General features: G+C 59.9%; 12 protein-coding genes. 6 read left to right on the top strand and 6 right to left on the bottom strand.

Annotation, left to right across the window (positions count from 1 at the left end; translation table 11 throughout):
• Positions 1–196: 196 nt before the first annotated feature.
• The 6 genes from AB4P97_RS16690 to gap form a co-directional block, all read right to left on the bottom strand.
• Positions 197–592 carry a YbaN family protein gene (locus tag AB4P97_RS16690; protein WP_042560617.1) on the bottom strand — a complete coding sequence of 132 codons (396 nt, stop codon included), beginning with the start codon at positions 590–592 and terminating at the stop codon, positions 197–199.
• 167 nt (positions 593–759) lie between these two features.
• Positions 760–1,356: a biliverdin-producing heme oxygenase gene (locus tag AB4P97_RS16685; protein WP_042560616.1), complete on the bottom strand. Its 597-nt coding sequence runs from the start codon at positions 1,354–1,356 to the stop codon at positions 760–762.
• Between the two features lie 112 nt (positions 1,357–1,468).
• Positions 1,469–4,054, bottom strand: coding sequence for a TonB-dependent receptor (locus AB4P97_RS16680; protein ID WP_395601366.1), 2,586 nt, complete (start codon positions 4,052–4,054; stop codon positions 1,469–1,471).
• 122 nt (positions 4,055–4,176) lie between these two features.
• The gene (locus AB4P97_RS16675; protein WP_200612277.1) at positions 4,177–5,142 is read right to left on the bottom strand and encodes a FecR domain-containing protein; all 966 of its coding nucleotides are present in this window, start codon (positions 5,140–5,142) and stop codon (positions 4,177–4,179) included.
• Between the two features lie 101 nt (positions 5,143–5,243).
• On the bottom strand, positions 5,244–5,771 hold the full coding sequence (locus AB4P97_RS16670; RefSeq protein ID WP_047300151.1) for an RNA polymerase sigma factor: 528 nt from the start codon (positions 5,769–5,771) through the stop codon (positions 5,244–5,246).
• A 202-nt stretch (positions 5,772–5,973) separates the two neighbouring features.
• Positions 5,974–6,975 carry a type I glyceraldehyde-3-phosphate dehydrogenase gene (gene gap / locus AB4P97_RS16665; RefSeq protein WP_395601365.1) on the bottom strand — a complete coding sequence of 334 codons (1,002 nt, stop codon included), beginning with the start codon at positions 6,973–6,975 and terminating at the stop codon, positions 5,974–5,976.
• Positions 6,976–7,195: 220 nt separating this feature from the next.
• On the opposite strand from gap, the gene edd reads away from it, so the two are divergent.
• From edd to AB4P97_RS16635, 6 genes are all read left to right on the top strand, one after another.
• A complete protein-coding gene (gene edd / locus AB4P97_RS16660; RefSeq protein WP_395601364.1) occupies positions 7,196–9,022 on the top strand; it encodes a phosphogluconate dehydratase in 1,827 nt (608 codons plus the stop codon).
• The gene (locus tag AB4P97_RS16655) at positions 9,019–9,969 is read left to right on the top strand and encodes a glucokinase (RefSeq protein WP_395601363.1); all 951 of its coding nucleotides are present in this window, start codon (positions 9,019–9,021) and stop codon (positions 9,967–9,969) included. Before edd ends, AB4P97_RS16655 begins: the two co-directional genes overlap by 4 nt.
• 166 nt (positions 9,970–10,135) lie before the next feature.
• Entirely contained in the window at positions 10,136–10,867 is a 732-nt protein-coding gene (locus AB4P97_RS16650; protein WP_042560610.1) for a response regulator, read from the top strand.
• The gene (locus AB4P97_RS16645; protein WP_042560609.1) at positions 10,857–12,326 is read left to right on the top strand and encodes an ATP-binding protein; all 1,470 of its coding nucleotides are present in this window, start codon (positions 10,857–10,859) and stop codon (positions 12,324–12,326) included. Before AB4P97_RS16650 ends, AB4P97_RS16645 begins: the two co-directional genes overlap by 11 nt.
• A 187-nt stretch (positions 12,327–12,513) precedes the next feature.
• Positions 12,514–13,773: an AGE family epimerase/isomerase gene (locus AB4P97_RS16640; RefSeq protein ID WP_395601362.1), complete on the top strand. Its 1,260-nt coding sequence runs from the start codon at positions 12,514–12,516 to the stop codon at positions 13,771–13,773.
• Positions 13,774–13,892: 119 nt separating this feature from the next.
• Positions 13,893–15,194 (top strand): ABC transporter substrate-binding protein, encoded by a 1,302-nt coding sequence (locus tag AB4P97_RS16635; protein WP_395601361.1) that lies wholly within the window; start codon positions 13,893–13,895, stop codon positions 15,192–15,194.
• The last annotated feature ends 29 nt before the right edge of the window (positions 15,195–15,223 follow it).

The following is a 15,223-nucleotide window of genomic DNA, read 5'->3' as shown; positions in this document are numbered from 1 at the left end:
ATAAACGGGGGGCTGTGGGTACGAGGTACCCGAATCGCCAAATCCATTCAGCGCCATTCAATGCTCATCGGCGTGGAACGAGAGCGCATGAGGTGTTTGCCGACGGACGGTCAGCGCTAAACGTTTGCGCCGGGGAATGTGCTGAAAAGGGGATTAATTACAGGGATGTTTCAGCTGTGAGACGCAGTGCGTTGTATCAGGAAGGATTTGTGCGGGACTCGGGCCGCGACCAGATCCACAGATTGCCCAACCCCATCCCGGCCATTGCCAGATAGATCGGCCAGCCGTGATCGAGCATCACCAGCATCAACGTCGCACACAGCAACATGCTCACCGTGGCGCTGACTTTGGCCTTGCGCGCGATGATCTTGCCGTTGCGCCAGTTACTCAGAATTGGCCCGAACAGCCGATGATTTTCCAGCCAGGCACTCAGGCGCGGCGAACTGCGGGTGGCCGCCCAGGCGGCGAGGAGGATGAACTCGGTGGTCGGCAATCCGGGTACGACAATAGCGATCAGGCCGATGCCGAGGCTGACATAGGCCAACAGACCGAACAGCAGGCGGGCGAGTTTGGAGGAGGCTGGTTGCGGCATGGGCTCGGGATTGCTGTGAGGCGAGATGGGGATCTTACAGACTTGCGTTGTTCCCTGTGGTAGCTGGCTTGCCAGCGATAGCAGTGGGTCAGGCAACATAAATGGAGACTGACCAGCCCTCATCGCTGGCAAGCCAGCTCCCACAGGGTTTTGTGGCGTGTCGGGTATCAGGCCATTTCGGCTTCTGTGGCGTAAGCCTGTTCCAGCAGCACGGTGAAGCGGTTGAACGCATCGAGCGCGCCTTGCTCGACTTCAGCCTCTTCTTCAGCGCTGAACTGCAGCGAGTCGAGAGTACGCACAAAGCGCTTCCAGCCTTCAGCACGGCCACCTTCAGGCTCGCCCAGATGACGGGCGCCAAAGGTTTCACTCAGCTCCAGCGCCACGGCGCGTTTGATCAGGAACGCAGCACCGAGCTTCGAACCTTCAGAAACAAAGATCCAACCCAGTGCACGCGCCTTGCTCGGATTCTTCACCGCACCGGCGACCGGGCCCGGCACTTCGGTGTCGAGATCTGCCAGGTCGGCCTTCGCCGCGTCGGCGCGGCAACGGGCGGGCAGGTCGGGGACGATCCTGATCAGTTCGGCATCGTTGTAGAGCTCAACCAGTTCCGACTGGAACAGGTATTGCGCGACCACGAAACGGGCAAAGTTGGCGCGGGTTTCAAACGGCGCATGGGCTTTGACCAATGTGTCGAGTTTGCTGTGCGGCTCGTGGGTGATCTGGTTCAGGCGTTGTGAACGCAGGGCTTTTTCCGAAGAGGTCATGACGTGTCCTTGATAAATGAGGCGCTTGATAACAAGACGAACGGGCAAGCGCCGGACAGTAAAAAAAGCCTCACGGCGCGGTGCTTGAACACGCGCAGTGAGGTGGATGGGGTCAGATGTCCCAGATCAGATTGATCGCGAAGTTGCGACCCGGTTGGGTCAGGCGATCAAGGTTGGCCGGTTGCGTCACCGAAGCTTCGCCGACGCTGTCGTAACCGCGCACGTCATCCCACAGCCAGTATTTCTTGTCGGTCAGGTTGTAAATGCCGCCGCTGACGGTGACGTCGTTGGTGACTTTGTAGAACCCGGTCATATCAAGAATGCCGAACCCCGGCGACTTGAACTGGCTGCTGACGCCGTCCGGCGACTTGAAGTTGCTGTCGTCGACGCGATCTTTCTTCTTCACCACGGTCCAGCTCAGCAGGCCGCCGTAGTTGTCCTGGTCGTAGCCCAAACCGAACACACCGGTCAGCGGGTTAACGCTGTTGAGCGGCTCGCCGCTGTCGTTGTTGCGACCGTAGGCATAGGCAATCGAGCCTTGGGTGTAGAGGCCCTGCGGTGCGCCGAACGCGTCAAGGTTCAGACGACCTTTGACTTCAGCACCCTTGATGGTCGCGTGCTTGATGTTGCTCGACTGGAAAGTCAGCTCGTTGTAACCCGGTGACACCGCGTCTTCGTTGATGAAGTCGCGGTACTTGTTATAGAACACCGCCACATCGAATGAGCCATGCTCGAAGTTACCGCGCAGGCCGGTTTCGTAGCTTTTGCTTTTTTCCGGTTCCAGGTCCGGGTTCGGCGCGACGTGGTAACCGGTGGTGCCGTTCTCGAAGCGGCCGTACAGGGCTTTCGCGGTGGGCGTGCGGAAACCTTCGGCGTATTGACCGTACCAGGTGTAGTTTTCGCTCAGGGCGTAGGTCAGGCCGAATTTTGGCGAGACTTTGTGCCAGGTCTTGTTCTTGTCGCTGACCGTGCCTTGGCCATCGGCCGCCACGGTATTGAGGAACTCCTGAGTGATTTTCGGCTTGAGCTGGGTGTAGTCGTAGCGCAGGCCTGGCAGGAAGGTCCAGTCATTCCAGCTGATCTGATCCTGGGCGAACAGGCTGTAGGTGTTGATGGTCGGATCCGGGAAGTCGGTGGCCTTCACCAACACGTCAGCGGTACTGGTCGCGCCGATCGCGGTACAGCCACGGCCAACCGCCAGGCACTTGCCGTCGCCGCTGCGCGAACCGGTGACTTTCTGTTGCTTGATGGTGGTGCCGTAGGTCAGGACGTGATCGGTGTCACCGATGGCAAAAGCCTTGTCCAGTTGCGCGTCGAATACCCACTGTTTTTCTTCGTAATCGGTATCGCGGGTGCGCAGTACTTTTCGGGTGATGGGGTAGTAATACTCTTCGGTGCTCTGGTCTGTCTTGGCGATCTGGTGGTTGAGGCTCCACTTGACGTTGTCCACCAGCAAGCTGTCGAGCGCGAAGCGGTGTTCAAGGCCGAAACGCTCACGGGTAATGGTGTCGTTGCCGGTGCGCCACTGGTACATGCCGCCGGGCAATACGCTGTTGGGGATGGTTGGCGCGCCATTGAAGTACGGGCCGCCGTACGCGCTTTTCTGATCGGTGTCGCGATCATCCTTGTACTTTTCGTAAGTCAGGCCCAGGCGCGAATCTTCGCTGTAGTTCCAGCCGATCTTGGCCAGCACGTTGCTCGCCTTGACGTCTTCCGGGTTAGCGGCGGTGCGCTCAAGGCCGGTGCCGTTGTGGCTACCGTAGGAGTCGGTTTCGTGACCGTCGCGCTGGCTGTAGTGCAGCAAACCGTCGAATTGATCGGCACGGCCGGCGACGGTGGCGGATTTCAGCCAGCTCTCATCGGCGGAGCTGTAACCGGTTTTCAGGCGCGCGCCAACATCGTTGCCAGGCTTGATGATGTCGTCCGGATCGAGCGTGTAATAGCTGACGGCGCCGCCAATGGCGTTGCTGCCGTACAGCACCGACGCCGGGCCACGGAGAATCTCGACGCGTTTGACGATTTCCGGGTCGACGTAATTGCGCTGAGTCTTGGCGTACGGACCGTTGAAGAAACCGTCCGGCACTTCGACGCCGTCAACCTGAGTCAGGATGCGGTCGCCGTCGATGCCGCGGATGTTGTAGCCGCTGATGCCGCCACGCTGACCGGCGCCGCCGACAGACACGCCTGGCTCATAGCGCACCAGATCCTTGATGGAGTTGACGTTGTTGCGATCGAGTTCTTCACGGGTGTGCACGGTGACGGTGCTTGGCACGCTGTTCACCGACTGTTCCTGGCGGGTGGCGCTGATGGTCACCTGATCCAGATTCAGTGCGCCGCTGCTGCTGCGCTTCTCCAGCACGACGTTGTTGTTGCTCAGCTTGCGGAAGCTCAGGTTGGTCCCCACCAACAGACGCTCCAGAGCTTCTTCCGGTGGCAGTGACCCGCGCACACCCGGCGACGATATGCCCTGACCCAGTTCTGCCGGCAAGCCGATCTGCCAACCCGTCACGGTGGTGAAAGCGTTGAGCGCCGACACCAGCGGCTGCTGACTGATGGAGAAAGAGTAATCACCCATGTTGCGTGCCGGTTGCTCGGTCGCAGCCATCAGCGGCGCGGTGCCGGCCATGAGGATGGCCGCGGTCAGCAGCGACAATACGCGGGAAGGGGAAGAAGTCTGGCGGGTAAGGCGAAGGGACATCGATAGCGCTCCGTGTCGCACGAATCTTTATAGTTGCTGATTCTCATCCGAGGATGCGAATCAATTGCATTGGCTATAACTAGACGAACGCGCTCACGCTATCGAGTAAAAATAATTCTCATTTAGTTCAAGATGACCAGCGCCGGGAATTCCTGCAAACGCGCCGAGGTGATGTGCGCGAGAGAACGCACCACGTCGAGCGGCTGATCGAGGCGGTAATTGCCGGTCACGGCAACGTCGGCCAACTGCTCATTGTTGTTGATGATCCAGCCTGGATAGTAACGGCGCAATTCGGCCAGCACCTGATTCAGCGGGCAATTCTCGAACACCAGTCGACCTTGCACCCACGCCAGTTCGGTGGCCGCGTCGAGTTTGGCCGGGCGATCGAAACCGTTGGGGCCGATGCGGATACTTTCCCCGGCAGACAGGCGCATCCGCGCATCGTTGTGGGTGGCGCGCAAATCGACATCGCCACGCTGCACATTGACCTGCGCGATCCCGTCCAGATAGCGCACGGCGAACGCGGTGTCGCGCACGCTGGCCTTGACCGGGCCGGCATCAATTTCCAGCGGTTGAGTGCGATTGGCTGCGACCTCGAAAAACGCTTCGCCCTGATACAACCGCGCGACGCGCTGCTGATCATCGATGGTGCTGGAGAACGCCGAGTTGGTGTTGAGCAGGACCTGCGAACCGTCCTCCAGTTGCAAGCGCTGACGTTCGCCGACCACGGTCAGGTGATCGGCCTGCAACCGCATCGGCAGGTTGCTGAAACTGAACAGACCAAGCACCAGAACGGCGGCGGTGGCCAGCGGTTTCCAGTGTGGACGCAGGCGCTGGAGGAAGGTGACTTTCGCGGGGTTCAACGCCAGGTTTTGCGCGCACTGGGCGATTTGCGGACCGTCCCAGATCGCCTGAGCCTTGGCGAACGCCTCGGCATTCAACGGATCCGCTGCCAGCCAGGCATGGAACTGCCGGGTCTGCTCCTCATCCGGGCTGCCGAGCACGATGAGCCAGTCCAGGGCCTGGTCCATTGCCAGTGCGGCATCCTGCGCCGATGAGGGCGAAGGCGAGCGATGGGTGTCCGTCACGGTGTTTCCTCGGGCTTCTGGCGAAGCAGTTTCAAGTTTCAAGCTGCAAGCTGCAAGCCAGACGCGTGAACTGCTTTTCGTTTTTACTTGGGGCGTGAAGCTTACAGCTTGCCGCTGCTGTCGTGTCGTTCGGCGACGCCGATGCAAATGCTCATGATCAGTTTGAGTTCTTTCTGCACGGTGCTGAGGGACACGCTCAGTTCTTGCGCGATTTCCTGATAACTGTGCCCGTGCAGGCGGCTGAGGATGAAGATCTGCTGCTGGCGCGGGCTGAGTTGACTGAGACTCACGTTCAAGCGCTCCAGCATTTGTTCGGCGTGGGCGGCGTCTTCGGCGCTACTGGCCGGGGCGGCGATGCTGTGCACAATTTCTTGCGGCACGTCATCGACCATGGTTCGCGAATGGATCTTGCGCGCACGCAGATGATCGAGCGCAAGATTGCGCGCGGTCTGGAAGACAAAGGGTTCGAGGTGATCGATGGCCCGCTCGTTCAGCGCCCGTGCCACGCGCAGATAGGTCTCCTGCAGCAGGTCTTCAGCGGTGCTGTGATTGTTGACCATCCGTTCCAGCGTACGCAGCAAAGACATGCGCTGGGTGAGGAAGACGTGGTTGAAGCGCGATTGACTCACGGGAGGACCTGATCCATTTCAAGCGAATGATAATGCTTATCATCTAGCTGAATGGTCAAGTATTGATTTTGAATTGGAATAACCGACCTTGTGGGAGCTGGCTTGCCAGCGATGGCGATGGGCCAGGCAATATCCATGTTGGATGTGCCTGCCTCATCGCTGGCAAGCCAGCTCCCACAGGGATCAGGGGCGGGGCGGGTAATTACTCGGCGTTACACAGCGCCAGGCAGTTATCCAGCATGCGGTTGGAGAAGCCCCACTCGTTGTCGTACCAGGCCAGCACTTTCAGCAGTTTGCCGCTGGATTTGGTGTGGTTGGCGTCGAAGATCGACGACAGCGGGTTGTGGTTGAAGTCGCTGGAAACCAGCGGCAACGTGTTGTAACCAAGAATTTTCGAGTGCTGACTCGCCGCTTTCAGCAAAGCGTTGACTTCTTCGGCAGTGACCTCTTTCTTCAACTGCACGGTTAAATCCACCAGCGACACATTGATCACCGGCACCCGCACGGCCATGCCGGTCAGTTTGCCCGCCAGTTCCGGCAGCACCAGGCCCACTGCTTCAGCGGCGCCGGTCTTGCTCGGGATCATGTTCTGCGTGGCCGAACGCGCGCGGTACGGGTCGGTGTGGTAGACGTCGGTCAGGTTCTGATCGTTGGTGTAAGCGTGGATCGTGGTCATCAGACCGCTTTCGATGCCCAGTTCGCGGTGCAGCACTTGCGCCACCGGTGCCAGGCAGTTGGTGGTGCACGAGGCGTTGGAGATGATCTGGTGCGACTGGCGCAGAATATCGTGGTTCACACCGTAAACGACGGTGGCATCGGCACCTTTGGCCGGGGCCGAGATGATCACTTTGCGCGCGCCGGCAGTAATATGCGCAGCGGCTTTGGCACGGTCGGTAAACAGACCGGTGCATTCGAACACTACATCGATTTTTTCCGCAGCCCATGGCAGCTCGGCCGGGTTGCGAATGGCGCTCACCGCAATGCGGTCGCCGTTGACGGTCAGGCTTTCGTTGTCATGCGCCACTTCGGCGTCGAACGTGCCATGAACGGTGTCGTATTTGAGCAGATGCGCATTGATCGAGCTGTCGCCCAGATCGTTGATGGCGACAATCTGCAGATCCTGTCGATAGCCTTGGGTATACAGTGCGCGCAGGACATTACGGCCGATGCGGCCAAAACCATTGATTGCAATTCGAAGAGTCATGGAACAGCGCCGCCGTCGTTTTGTTGTTGGAATTACAAGATTATTCGCATAAAAATAGAAAACAAGCCTTTTTAGTGGCAATATTTTGTTTTATCTACAACGAGTGACCTGAATCAACTGGTCCGAATGATCAAGAAAACCGTCCGTCATCCCGAATGTGCGGGCCCTTGATCAGCATAGACAATCAGGTCGCCATTTCCGTTAGCCTGGAGTTCTACACATGCATCCCCGCGTCCTTGAGGTCACCGAACGGCTTATCGCCCGCAGCCGCGCCACGCGTCAGGCTTACCTTGCGCTGATTCGCGGCGCTGCAACTGACGGCCCGATGCGCGGCAAGCTGCAATGCGCCAACTTCGCCCACGGTGTGGCCGGGTGTGGCACTGAAGACAAGCACAGCTTGCGGATGATGAACTCGGCGAACATCGCCATTGTTTCTTCGTATAACGACATGCTTTCGGCGCACCAGCCGTACGAGGTCTTCCCTGAGCAGATCAAAAACGCCTTGCGTGAGATCGGTTCGGTCGGCCAGTTCGCTGGCGGCACTCCGGCGATGTGTGATGGCGTGACCCAGGGCGAGCCCGGCATGGAGCTGAGTCTGCCGAGCCGTGAAGTGATCGCAATGTCCACGGCGGTGGCGTTGTCCCACAACATGTTCGACGGCGCGCTGATGCTCGGCATCTGCGACAAGATCGTGCCGGGCCTGATGATGGGCTCGCTGCGTTTCGGCCATCTGCCGACAATCTTTGTGCCGGGCGGGCCGATGGTCTCGGGCATATCCAACAAGGAAAAAGCCGACGTTCGGCAGAAGTACGCCGAAGGCAAGGCGACCCGCGAAGAGCTGCTGGAATCGGAGATGAAGTCCTATCACAGCCCTGGCACCTGCACGTTCTACGGCACCGCCAACACCAACCAGTTGCTGATGGAAGTCATGGGCCTGCACTTGCCGGGCGCCTCTTTCGTCAACCCGAACACGCCATTGCGTGATGCGCTGACCCGCGAAGCGGCGCATCAAGTCACGCGTCTGACCAAGCAGAACGGCAACTTCATGCCGATCGGCGAAATCGTCGACGAGAAGTCGCTGGTCAACTCGATCGTCGCGCTGCACGCCACTGGCGGCTCGACCAACCACACCCTGCACATGCCGGCCATCGCCATGGCAGCGGGCATTCAACTGACCTGGCAAGACATGGCCGACCTCTCTGAAGTCGTGCCGACCCTGAGCCACGTTTATCCGAACGGCAAAGCCGACATCAATCACTTCCAGGCAGCGGGCGGCATGTCGTTCCTGATCCGTGAACTGCTGGGTGCCGGCCTGCTGCACGAAGACGTCAACACCGTGCTCGGCCACGGCTTGAGCAAGTACACCAAAGAGCCGTTCCTCGATAACGGCGAACTGGTATGGCGTGAAGGCCCGGTCGACAGCCTCGACGAAAACATTTTGCGCCCTGTGGCACGCGCGTTCTCGCCGGAGGGTGGTCTGCGGGTGATGGAGGGCAACCTCGGTCGCGGTGTGATGAAGGTGTCTGCCGTGGCTCTGGAAAACCAGATTGTCGAAGCGCCGGCCATGGTGTTCCAGGATCAACAGGATCTGGCCGATGCGTTCAAGGCCGGTTTGCTGGAGAAAGATTTCGTCGCCGTGATGCGCTTCCAGGGCCCGCGCTCCAACGGTATGCCCGAGTTGCACAAGATGACGCCGTTCCTTGGCGTGCTGCAGGATCGCGGCTTCAAAGTGGCACTGGTGACTGACGGGCGCATGTCGGGCGCCTCGGGGAAAATCCCGGCGGCGATCCACGTCAGTCCGGAAGCTTATGTCGGTGGTGCTTTGGCTCGCGTGCAAGAGGGCGATATCATCCGCGTCGATGGCGTCAAAGGCACTTTGGAAATTAAAGTGGACGCCGACGAATTTGCAGCGCGCGAATCCGCCAAAGGCCTGTTGGGCAACAACATCGGCAGCGGTCGCGAACTGTTCGGTTTCATGCGCGTGGCCTTCAGCTCGGCGGAGCAGGGCGCCAGCGCCTTTACTTCTGCCCTGGAGACGCTTAATTGAAACTGGCTTTGGTCGGTGACATCGGAGGCACCAACGCACGATTCGCGTTGTGGAAAAACCAGCAACTGGAATCGATTCAGGTGCTGGCCACGGCCGACCATGCCAGCCCGGAAGAGGCCATCAGCCTCTACCTGAGCGGGCTCGGTCTGGCGCCGGGCGCTATCGGTTCGGTATGCCTGTCGGTGGCCGGCCCGGTCAGTGGCGATGAATTCAAGTTCACCAACAACCACTGGCGGCTGAGCCGCGAGGCGTTCTGCAACATTTTGCAGGTCGAGCAGTTGTTGCTGGTCAACGACTTCTCGGCGATGGCGCTGGGCATGACTCGTTTGCAGCCGGGTGAATTCCGTGTGGTTTGCGAAGGCACCCCAGAACCGTTGCGTCCTTCGGTGGTGATTGGTCCGGGCACCGGCCTTGGCGTCGGTACTTTGCTCGATCTGGGCGAGGGTCGATTTGCGGCGCTGCCGGGCGAGGGTGGTCACGTTGATCTGCCGTTGAGCAGCCCGCGTGAAACACAGCTCTGGCAGCACATCCACAACGAGATCGGCCATGTCAGCGCGGAGACTGCGTTGAGTGGTGGTGGTTTGCCGCGTGTCTATCGGGCGATTTGTGCGGTGGATGGCCATGAACCGACGCTCGAAACGCCAGAAGCCATTACGGCCGCAGGCCTTGCAGGCGATCCGATTGCCTTGGAAGTGCTGGAGCAGTTCTGCTGCTGGCTCGGCCGCGTGGCCGGTAACAATGTGCTGACCACGGGCGCACGGGGTGGGGTGTTTATCGTCGGTGGGGTGATTCCGCGCTTTGCCGACTTCTTCCTTGAAAGTGGTTTTGCCCGCAGTTTTGCCGACAAGGGCTGCATGAGCGATTACTTCAAAGGCATTCCGGTGTGGCTGGTGACGGCACCGTATTCCGGGCTGGTTGGCGCCGGCGTGGCCCTCGAACAGGCTTGATACCGAGTTGCTCTCATCGCTGGCAAGCCAGCTCCCACAGGTTGTGTGAACGACAAAGATCTTTGTGGGAGCTGGCTTGCCAGCGATGGGGCCAGAACAGACAACAAATTTCCAAGGTTCATCAGGCATAATCCGCCCCAATTCCAACAACAAGGATGCCTTCGAAGTGAGCTCAGTCAACAAGTCGATATTGTTGGTCGATGACGACCAGGAAATACGCGAGTTGCTGGAAACCTATCTGACCCGCGCCGGGTTTCAGGTACGGGCCACAGCCGATGGCGCCAGTTTCCGTCAGGCCCTCAACGAGGCGCCGAGCGATCTGGTGATCCTCGATGTCATGCTTCCCGACGAGGACGGTTTCAGTCTGTGCCGCTGGGTGCGTCAGCATCCGCGTCAGGCGCAGGTGCCGATCATCATGCTCACCGCCAGTTCCGACGAGGCCGACCGGGTCATCGGTCTGGAGCTTGGCGCCGACGATTACCTCGGCAAACCCTTCAGCCCCCGCGAACTGCAGGCGCGCATCAAAGCGCTGCTGCGCCGTGCACAATTCGGGCAGGAACGCAGCGGCAGTGAAGTGCTGGCGTTTGACGATTGGCGGCTGGACATGGTCAGTCATCGGCTGTTTCACACCGACGGCGAGGAAGTGATTCTGTCCGGTGCCGATTTCGCTCTGCTGAAACTGTTCCTCGATCACCCGCAGGAAATTCTCGACCGCGACACCATCGGCAATGCTACCCGCGGCCGTGACCTGATGCCGCTCGATCGCATTGTCGACATGGCCGTCAGCCGCTTGCGCCAACGTCTGCGTGACACGGAAAAGCCGCCACGGCTGATTCGCACGGTACGCGGCAGCGGCTATCAACTGGCAGCCAACGTGGTTGCCGGCAATGGTCACTGAGTCGCTGCGCCGGCTCGCCAGCAAAGTGCCGGTGCCGCGTTCGCTGCTGGGGCGGATGTTGCTGCTGACCTTGCTCGCGGTGCTGTTTGCGCAGACCTTGTCGAGTGTGATCTGGGTTTCGCAATTGCGCGCCACTCAGCTCGAAGGCCTGGTCACCAGCGCCCGCAGCCTTGCTCATTCGATGACCGCCAGCGTCAGTTATTTTCGTTCGTTGCCGGTGGCCTATCGGCCGCTTGTGCTCGATCAGTTGCGCAGCATGGGCGGCACGCGATTTGTCGTAACGCTCAACGACAAGCCGCTGGGCATGGACGTGCTGCCGGTCACTGCGCGTAAAGCCGCGGTAATGAAAGCGGTCGACGAAGTGCTGCGTCAGTCTCTCGGGCAAGACACCGACATCTCGGTGTCTTTCGTCAGTCCCGAGGATCTGCGCATCTTCAACGCCGGGCTGAAACTCGATGAATTGCCGCGCTCCTGGGCGCACTACGCCCTGACCCTTGAGCCGGTGAATCCGCCAGTGCTGGTCACGCAGATTCAGATGGCGCCGGGCGAATGGCTGTACATCGCCTCGCTGTTGCCCGAGCCCTACACCAGCCTTGAAGAGCAAGGCCTGCCGTCGCAGCAAGTGTGGTTCATCGTCCTCACCAGCGGCTTTCTGCTGCTGTTCATCGGTGTGCTGGTGCACTGGCAGAGCCGGCCGCTCAAGCGCCTGGCCCTAGCCGCGCGGGATCTGTCGCTGGGCGCCGACGTCGAACCGGTGGCCGAGGGCGGCGGCAGTGAAGTGGTCGAGGTCGGCCGTGCGTTCAACACCATGCGCGAGCGCATCAGCCGTTACCTGACCGAACGCAGCCAATTGTTCAGCGCGATTTCCCATGACTTGCGCACGCCGATCACCCGTCTGCGTCTGCGCGTCGAACTGCTCGAAGACGAACAGCTGCAAATCAAGTTTGGTCGTGATCTGGATGAGTTGGAACTGCTGGTCAAAGGCGCGTTGCAATGCGTGAAAGACACTGACATCCACGAAAACATCGAACCGGTCGATCTCAACCATGTGCTCGATTGTCTGGTGGAACCGTATCTGGCGCCTAACGGCAATGGTCGCGTGACCCAGCATGGGCGGGCGCTGGCAGCGTATTCGGGCAAACCTTTGGCGTTGAAGCGCTGCATCGGCAACCTGATCGACAATGCGTTGAAGTACGGACAGAACGCGCATCTGCACATTGATGACGATGAAAGTGCATTCGTCCTGCACGTCGATGATGAAGGGCCGGGCGTGCCGGAGCAGCGGCTGGAGCAGGTGTTTGAGCCGCACTTCAGGTTGGCGGGGCAGCAGCAGGGTTATGGCCTCGGCCTCGGGATTGCGCGCAATATCGCTCATAGCCATGGCGGTGAGGTGACGTTGCAGAACCTGCGTGAGGGCGGGTTGCGGGTGACGTTGCAGTTGCCGCGGTCGATGGATTGAAGATCAAAAGATCGCAGCCTTCGGCAGCTCCTACGCCGATCCCTGTAGGAGCTGCCGAAGGCTGCGATCTTTTGACTTTGCTTTTCATGTCACGAATCAGTGACAAAACCCGTCCCCTTCGTTACAAGCCCACCCCGGCCCGTTGTTTAGACTCCCCGCAGTCATAACAACAAAAAAGGCCCCCCCCATGGACCACTTCGAACCCGGCTTCAGCAGCTGGCTCAATGCCCCCGCGCACCAGCAATGGCTTGCCGCCGAAGGCCAGCGCCTGCTGGATTTCGCCAGGGCGTCACGCCTGCCCGAAGGCTTCGGTAACCTCGACGAACGCGGCCGTTTGCCTGCGAACGCAAGAGCCGAAACCATGAACACTGCGCGCATGACCCACAGCTTCGCCATGGCCCACATTCAGGGGTTGCCGGGGTTTGCCGAACTGGTCGATCACGGCATTGCCGCCCTGCGTGGGCCGCTGCGTGATGCGCTGCACGGTGGCTGGTTTGCGGTGGCCGAGCATCGCGATGACAACACCGGCAAGAACGCCTACCTGCACGCCTTCGTTGCACTGGCGGCGAGCTCGGCGGTGGTCGCACAACGTCCCGGCGCGCAGGCGCTGCTAGATGATGCGATCGACATCATCGACACCTATTTCTGGAGCGAAGAAGAGGGCGCCATGCGCGAATTCTTCAATCGCGACTGGAGCGAAGAGGAAGCCTATCGCGGCGCCAACAGCAACATGCACGCGACCGAAGCGTTCCTCGCCCTGGCCGACGTCACTGAAGACCCACGCTGGCTGGTGCGCGCCCAACGCATCGTCGAGCGGGTAATTCATGGTCATGCTGCTGCCAACGATTACATGGTCATTGAGCACTTCGACCGCGACTGGCAACCGCTGCGCGAATACAACCATGACAATCCCGCCGACGGTTTCCGCCCTTATGGCACCACGCCGGGACACGGTTTCGAGTGGGCGCGGCTGTTGCTGCACCTCGAAGCGGCGCGAGTGCAGGCCGGCATGCTTACCCCCGGTTGGCTCGCCACCGACGCGCAGAAACTCTTCGAGCAAAACTGCCGTTACGGTTGGGATGTCGATGGCGCGCCGGGCATCGTCTACACCCTCGACTGGAACAACAAAGCCGTGGTCCGCCATCGCTTGCACTGGACGCATGCCGAGGCCAGCGCTGCGGCCAGCGCTTTGCTCAAGCGCACCGGCGATGAGCAATATGAAACCTGGTACCGCCTGTTCTGGGATTTTTGCGATGTGAATTTCATCGACCGTTGCGACGGCAGTTGGCACCACGAACTCAATCCGCAAAACATTCCAAGTGCCGATATCTGGCCGGGCAAACCCGATCTGTACCACGCCTGGCAGGCGGTGCTGATCCCGCGTCTACCCTTGGCACCTAGCATGGCCACTGCGCTGGCGCGCTTGTCCCAGAGCATTCCTGTGTAACCATGTGGTGACATTCGCGCGTCCCTTCGTTACCTGCGAGGGGAATCGCCCTGTTTAAACTCCTGTGCAGCGCAAGCACCAGACTTGCAATGCATAACAACAAGAAAGGTACATCTCAGATGAATGCGATTTCTCGCCTCGCTACTGTCATTTCTGTCGCCTCCCTGTTCCCGCTCGCAATTCTGCCTCTCAGTGTTTCCGCTGCCGAATCCAAAGGTTCGGTGGAAGTCGTGCACTGGTGGACCTCAGGTGGCGAAAAAGCTGCCGTTGATGTGCTCAAGGCCCAAGTCGAAAAAGACGGTTTCACCTGGAAAGACGGCGCTGTCGCCGGTGGTGGCGGTGCGACTGCCATGACTGTGTTGAAAAGCCGTGCAGTGGCCGGCAACCCGCCAGGCGTTGCCCAGATCAAAGGCCCGGACATCCAGGAATGGGCGTCGACCGGCCTGCTCGACACCGACGTTCTGAAGGACGTTGCCAAGTCGGAAAAGTGGGACAGCCTGCTCGACAAGAAAGTCTCCGATACCGTGAAGTACGACGGTGATTACGTGGCCGTGCCGGTGAACATTCACCGTGTGAACTGGCTGTGGATCAATCCGGAAGTCTTCAAGAAAGCCGGCATCGATAAAGCCCCTACCACCCTCGAAGAATTCTACGCCGCTGGCGACAAGCTCAAGGCTGCGGGCTTCATCCCGCTGGCGCACGGCGGTCAGCCTTGGCAGGACAGCACCGTGTTCGAAGCCGTTGTGCTTTCGGTCATGGGCGTTGATGGCTACAAGAAAGCCCTCGTCGACCTCGACAACGCTGCGCTGACTGGCCCGGAAATGGTCAAGGCGCTGACCGAGCTGAAGAAAGTCGCGACTTACATGGACGCCGACGGCAAAGGTCAGGACTGGAACCTGGAAGCGGCCAAGGTCATCAACGGCAAGGCCGGCATGCAGATCATGGGTGACTGGGCCAAGTCCGAATGGACCGCCGCGAAGAAAATTGCCGGCAAGGACTACCAGTGCGTAGCGTTCCCGGGCACCGATAAGGCGTTCACCTACAACATCGACTCGCTGGCCGTGTTCAAGCAGAAAGACGCGGGCACCGCGGCTGGTCAGCAGGACATCGCCAAAGTCGTGCTGGGTGAAAACTTCCAGAAAGTCTTCAGCATCAACAAAGGCTCGATCCCGGTACGAATCGACATGTTGAACGACATGGAGAAACTCGGTTTCGACTCCTGCGCACAAACTGCTGCCAAGGACTTCCTGGCGGACTCCAAGTCCGGCGGCCTGCAGCCGAGCATGGCGCACAACATGGCGACCACGCTGGCCGTACAAGGCGCGTTTTTTGACGTAGTCACCAACTACATCAACGACCCGAAAGCCGACCCGGCCGACACCGCCAAGAAACTCGGCGCGGCGATCAAGTCGGCCAAATAAGCCTTAGTGGCAAGCGGCAAGTTGAAAGC

The sequence above is a fragment of the Pseudomonas sp. A1230 genome (genome assembly GCF_044218825.1).
Classification (GTDB): domain Bacteria; phylum Pseudomonadota; class Gammaproteobacteria; order Pseudomonadales; family Pseudomonadaceae; genus Aquipseudomonas; species Aquipseudomonas iridis.
The sequence above is the reverse complement of the archived record's forward strand: the minus strand, read 5'-3'. Positions and strand labels throughout refer to the sequence as shown.

Coding starts and splice junctions, on each gene's coding strand:
- AB4P97_RS16690 (WP_042560617.1), bottom strand. CDS start 592: ATGCCGCAACCAGCCTCCTCCAAACTCGCCCGCCTGCTGTTCGGTCTG.
- AB4P97_RS16685 (WP_042560616.1), bottom strand. CDS start 1,356: ATGACCTCTTCGGAAAAAGCCCTGCGTTCACAACGCCTGAACCAGATC.
- AB4P97_RS16680 (WP_395601366.1), bottom strand. CDS start 4,054: ATGTCCCTTCGCCTTACCCGCCAGACTTCTTCCCCTTCCCGCGTATTG.
- gap (WP_395601365.1), bottom strand. CDS start 6,975: ATGACTCTTCGAATTGCAATCAATGGTTTTGGCCGCATCGGCCGTAAT.
- edd (WP_395601364.1), top strand. CDS start 7,196: ATGCATCCCCGCGTCCTTGAGGTCACCGAACGGCTTATCGCCCGCAGC.
- AB4P97_RS16645 (WP_042560609.1), top strand. CDS start 10,857: ATGGTCACTGAGTCGCTGCGCCGGCTCGCCAGCAAAGTGCCGGTGCCG.
- AB4P97_RS16640 (WP_395601362.1), top strand. CDS start 12,514: ATGGACCACTTCGAACCCGGCTTCAGCAGCTGGCTCAATGCCCCCGCG.
- AB4P97_RS16635 (WP_395601361.1), top strand. CDS start 13,893: ATGAATGCGATTTCTCGCCTCGCTACTGTCATTTCTGTCGCCTCCCTG.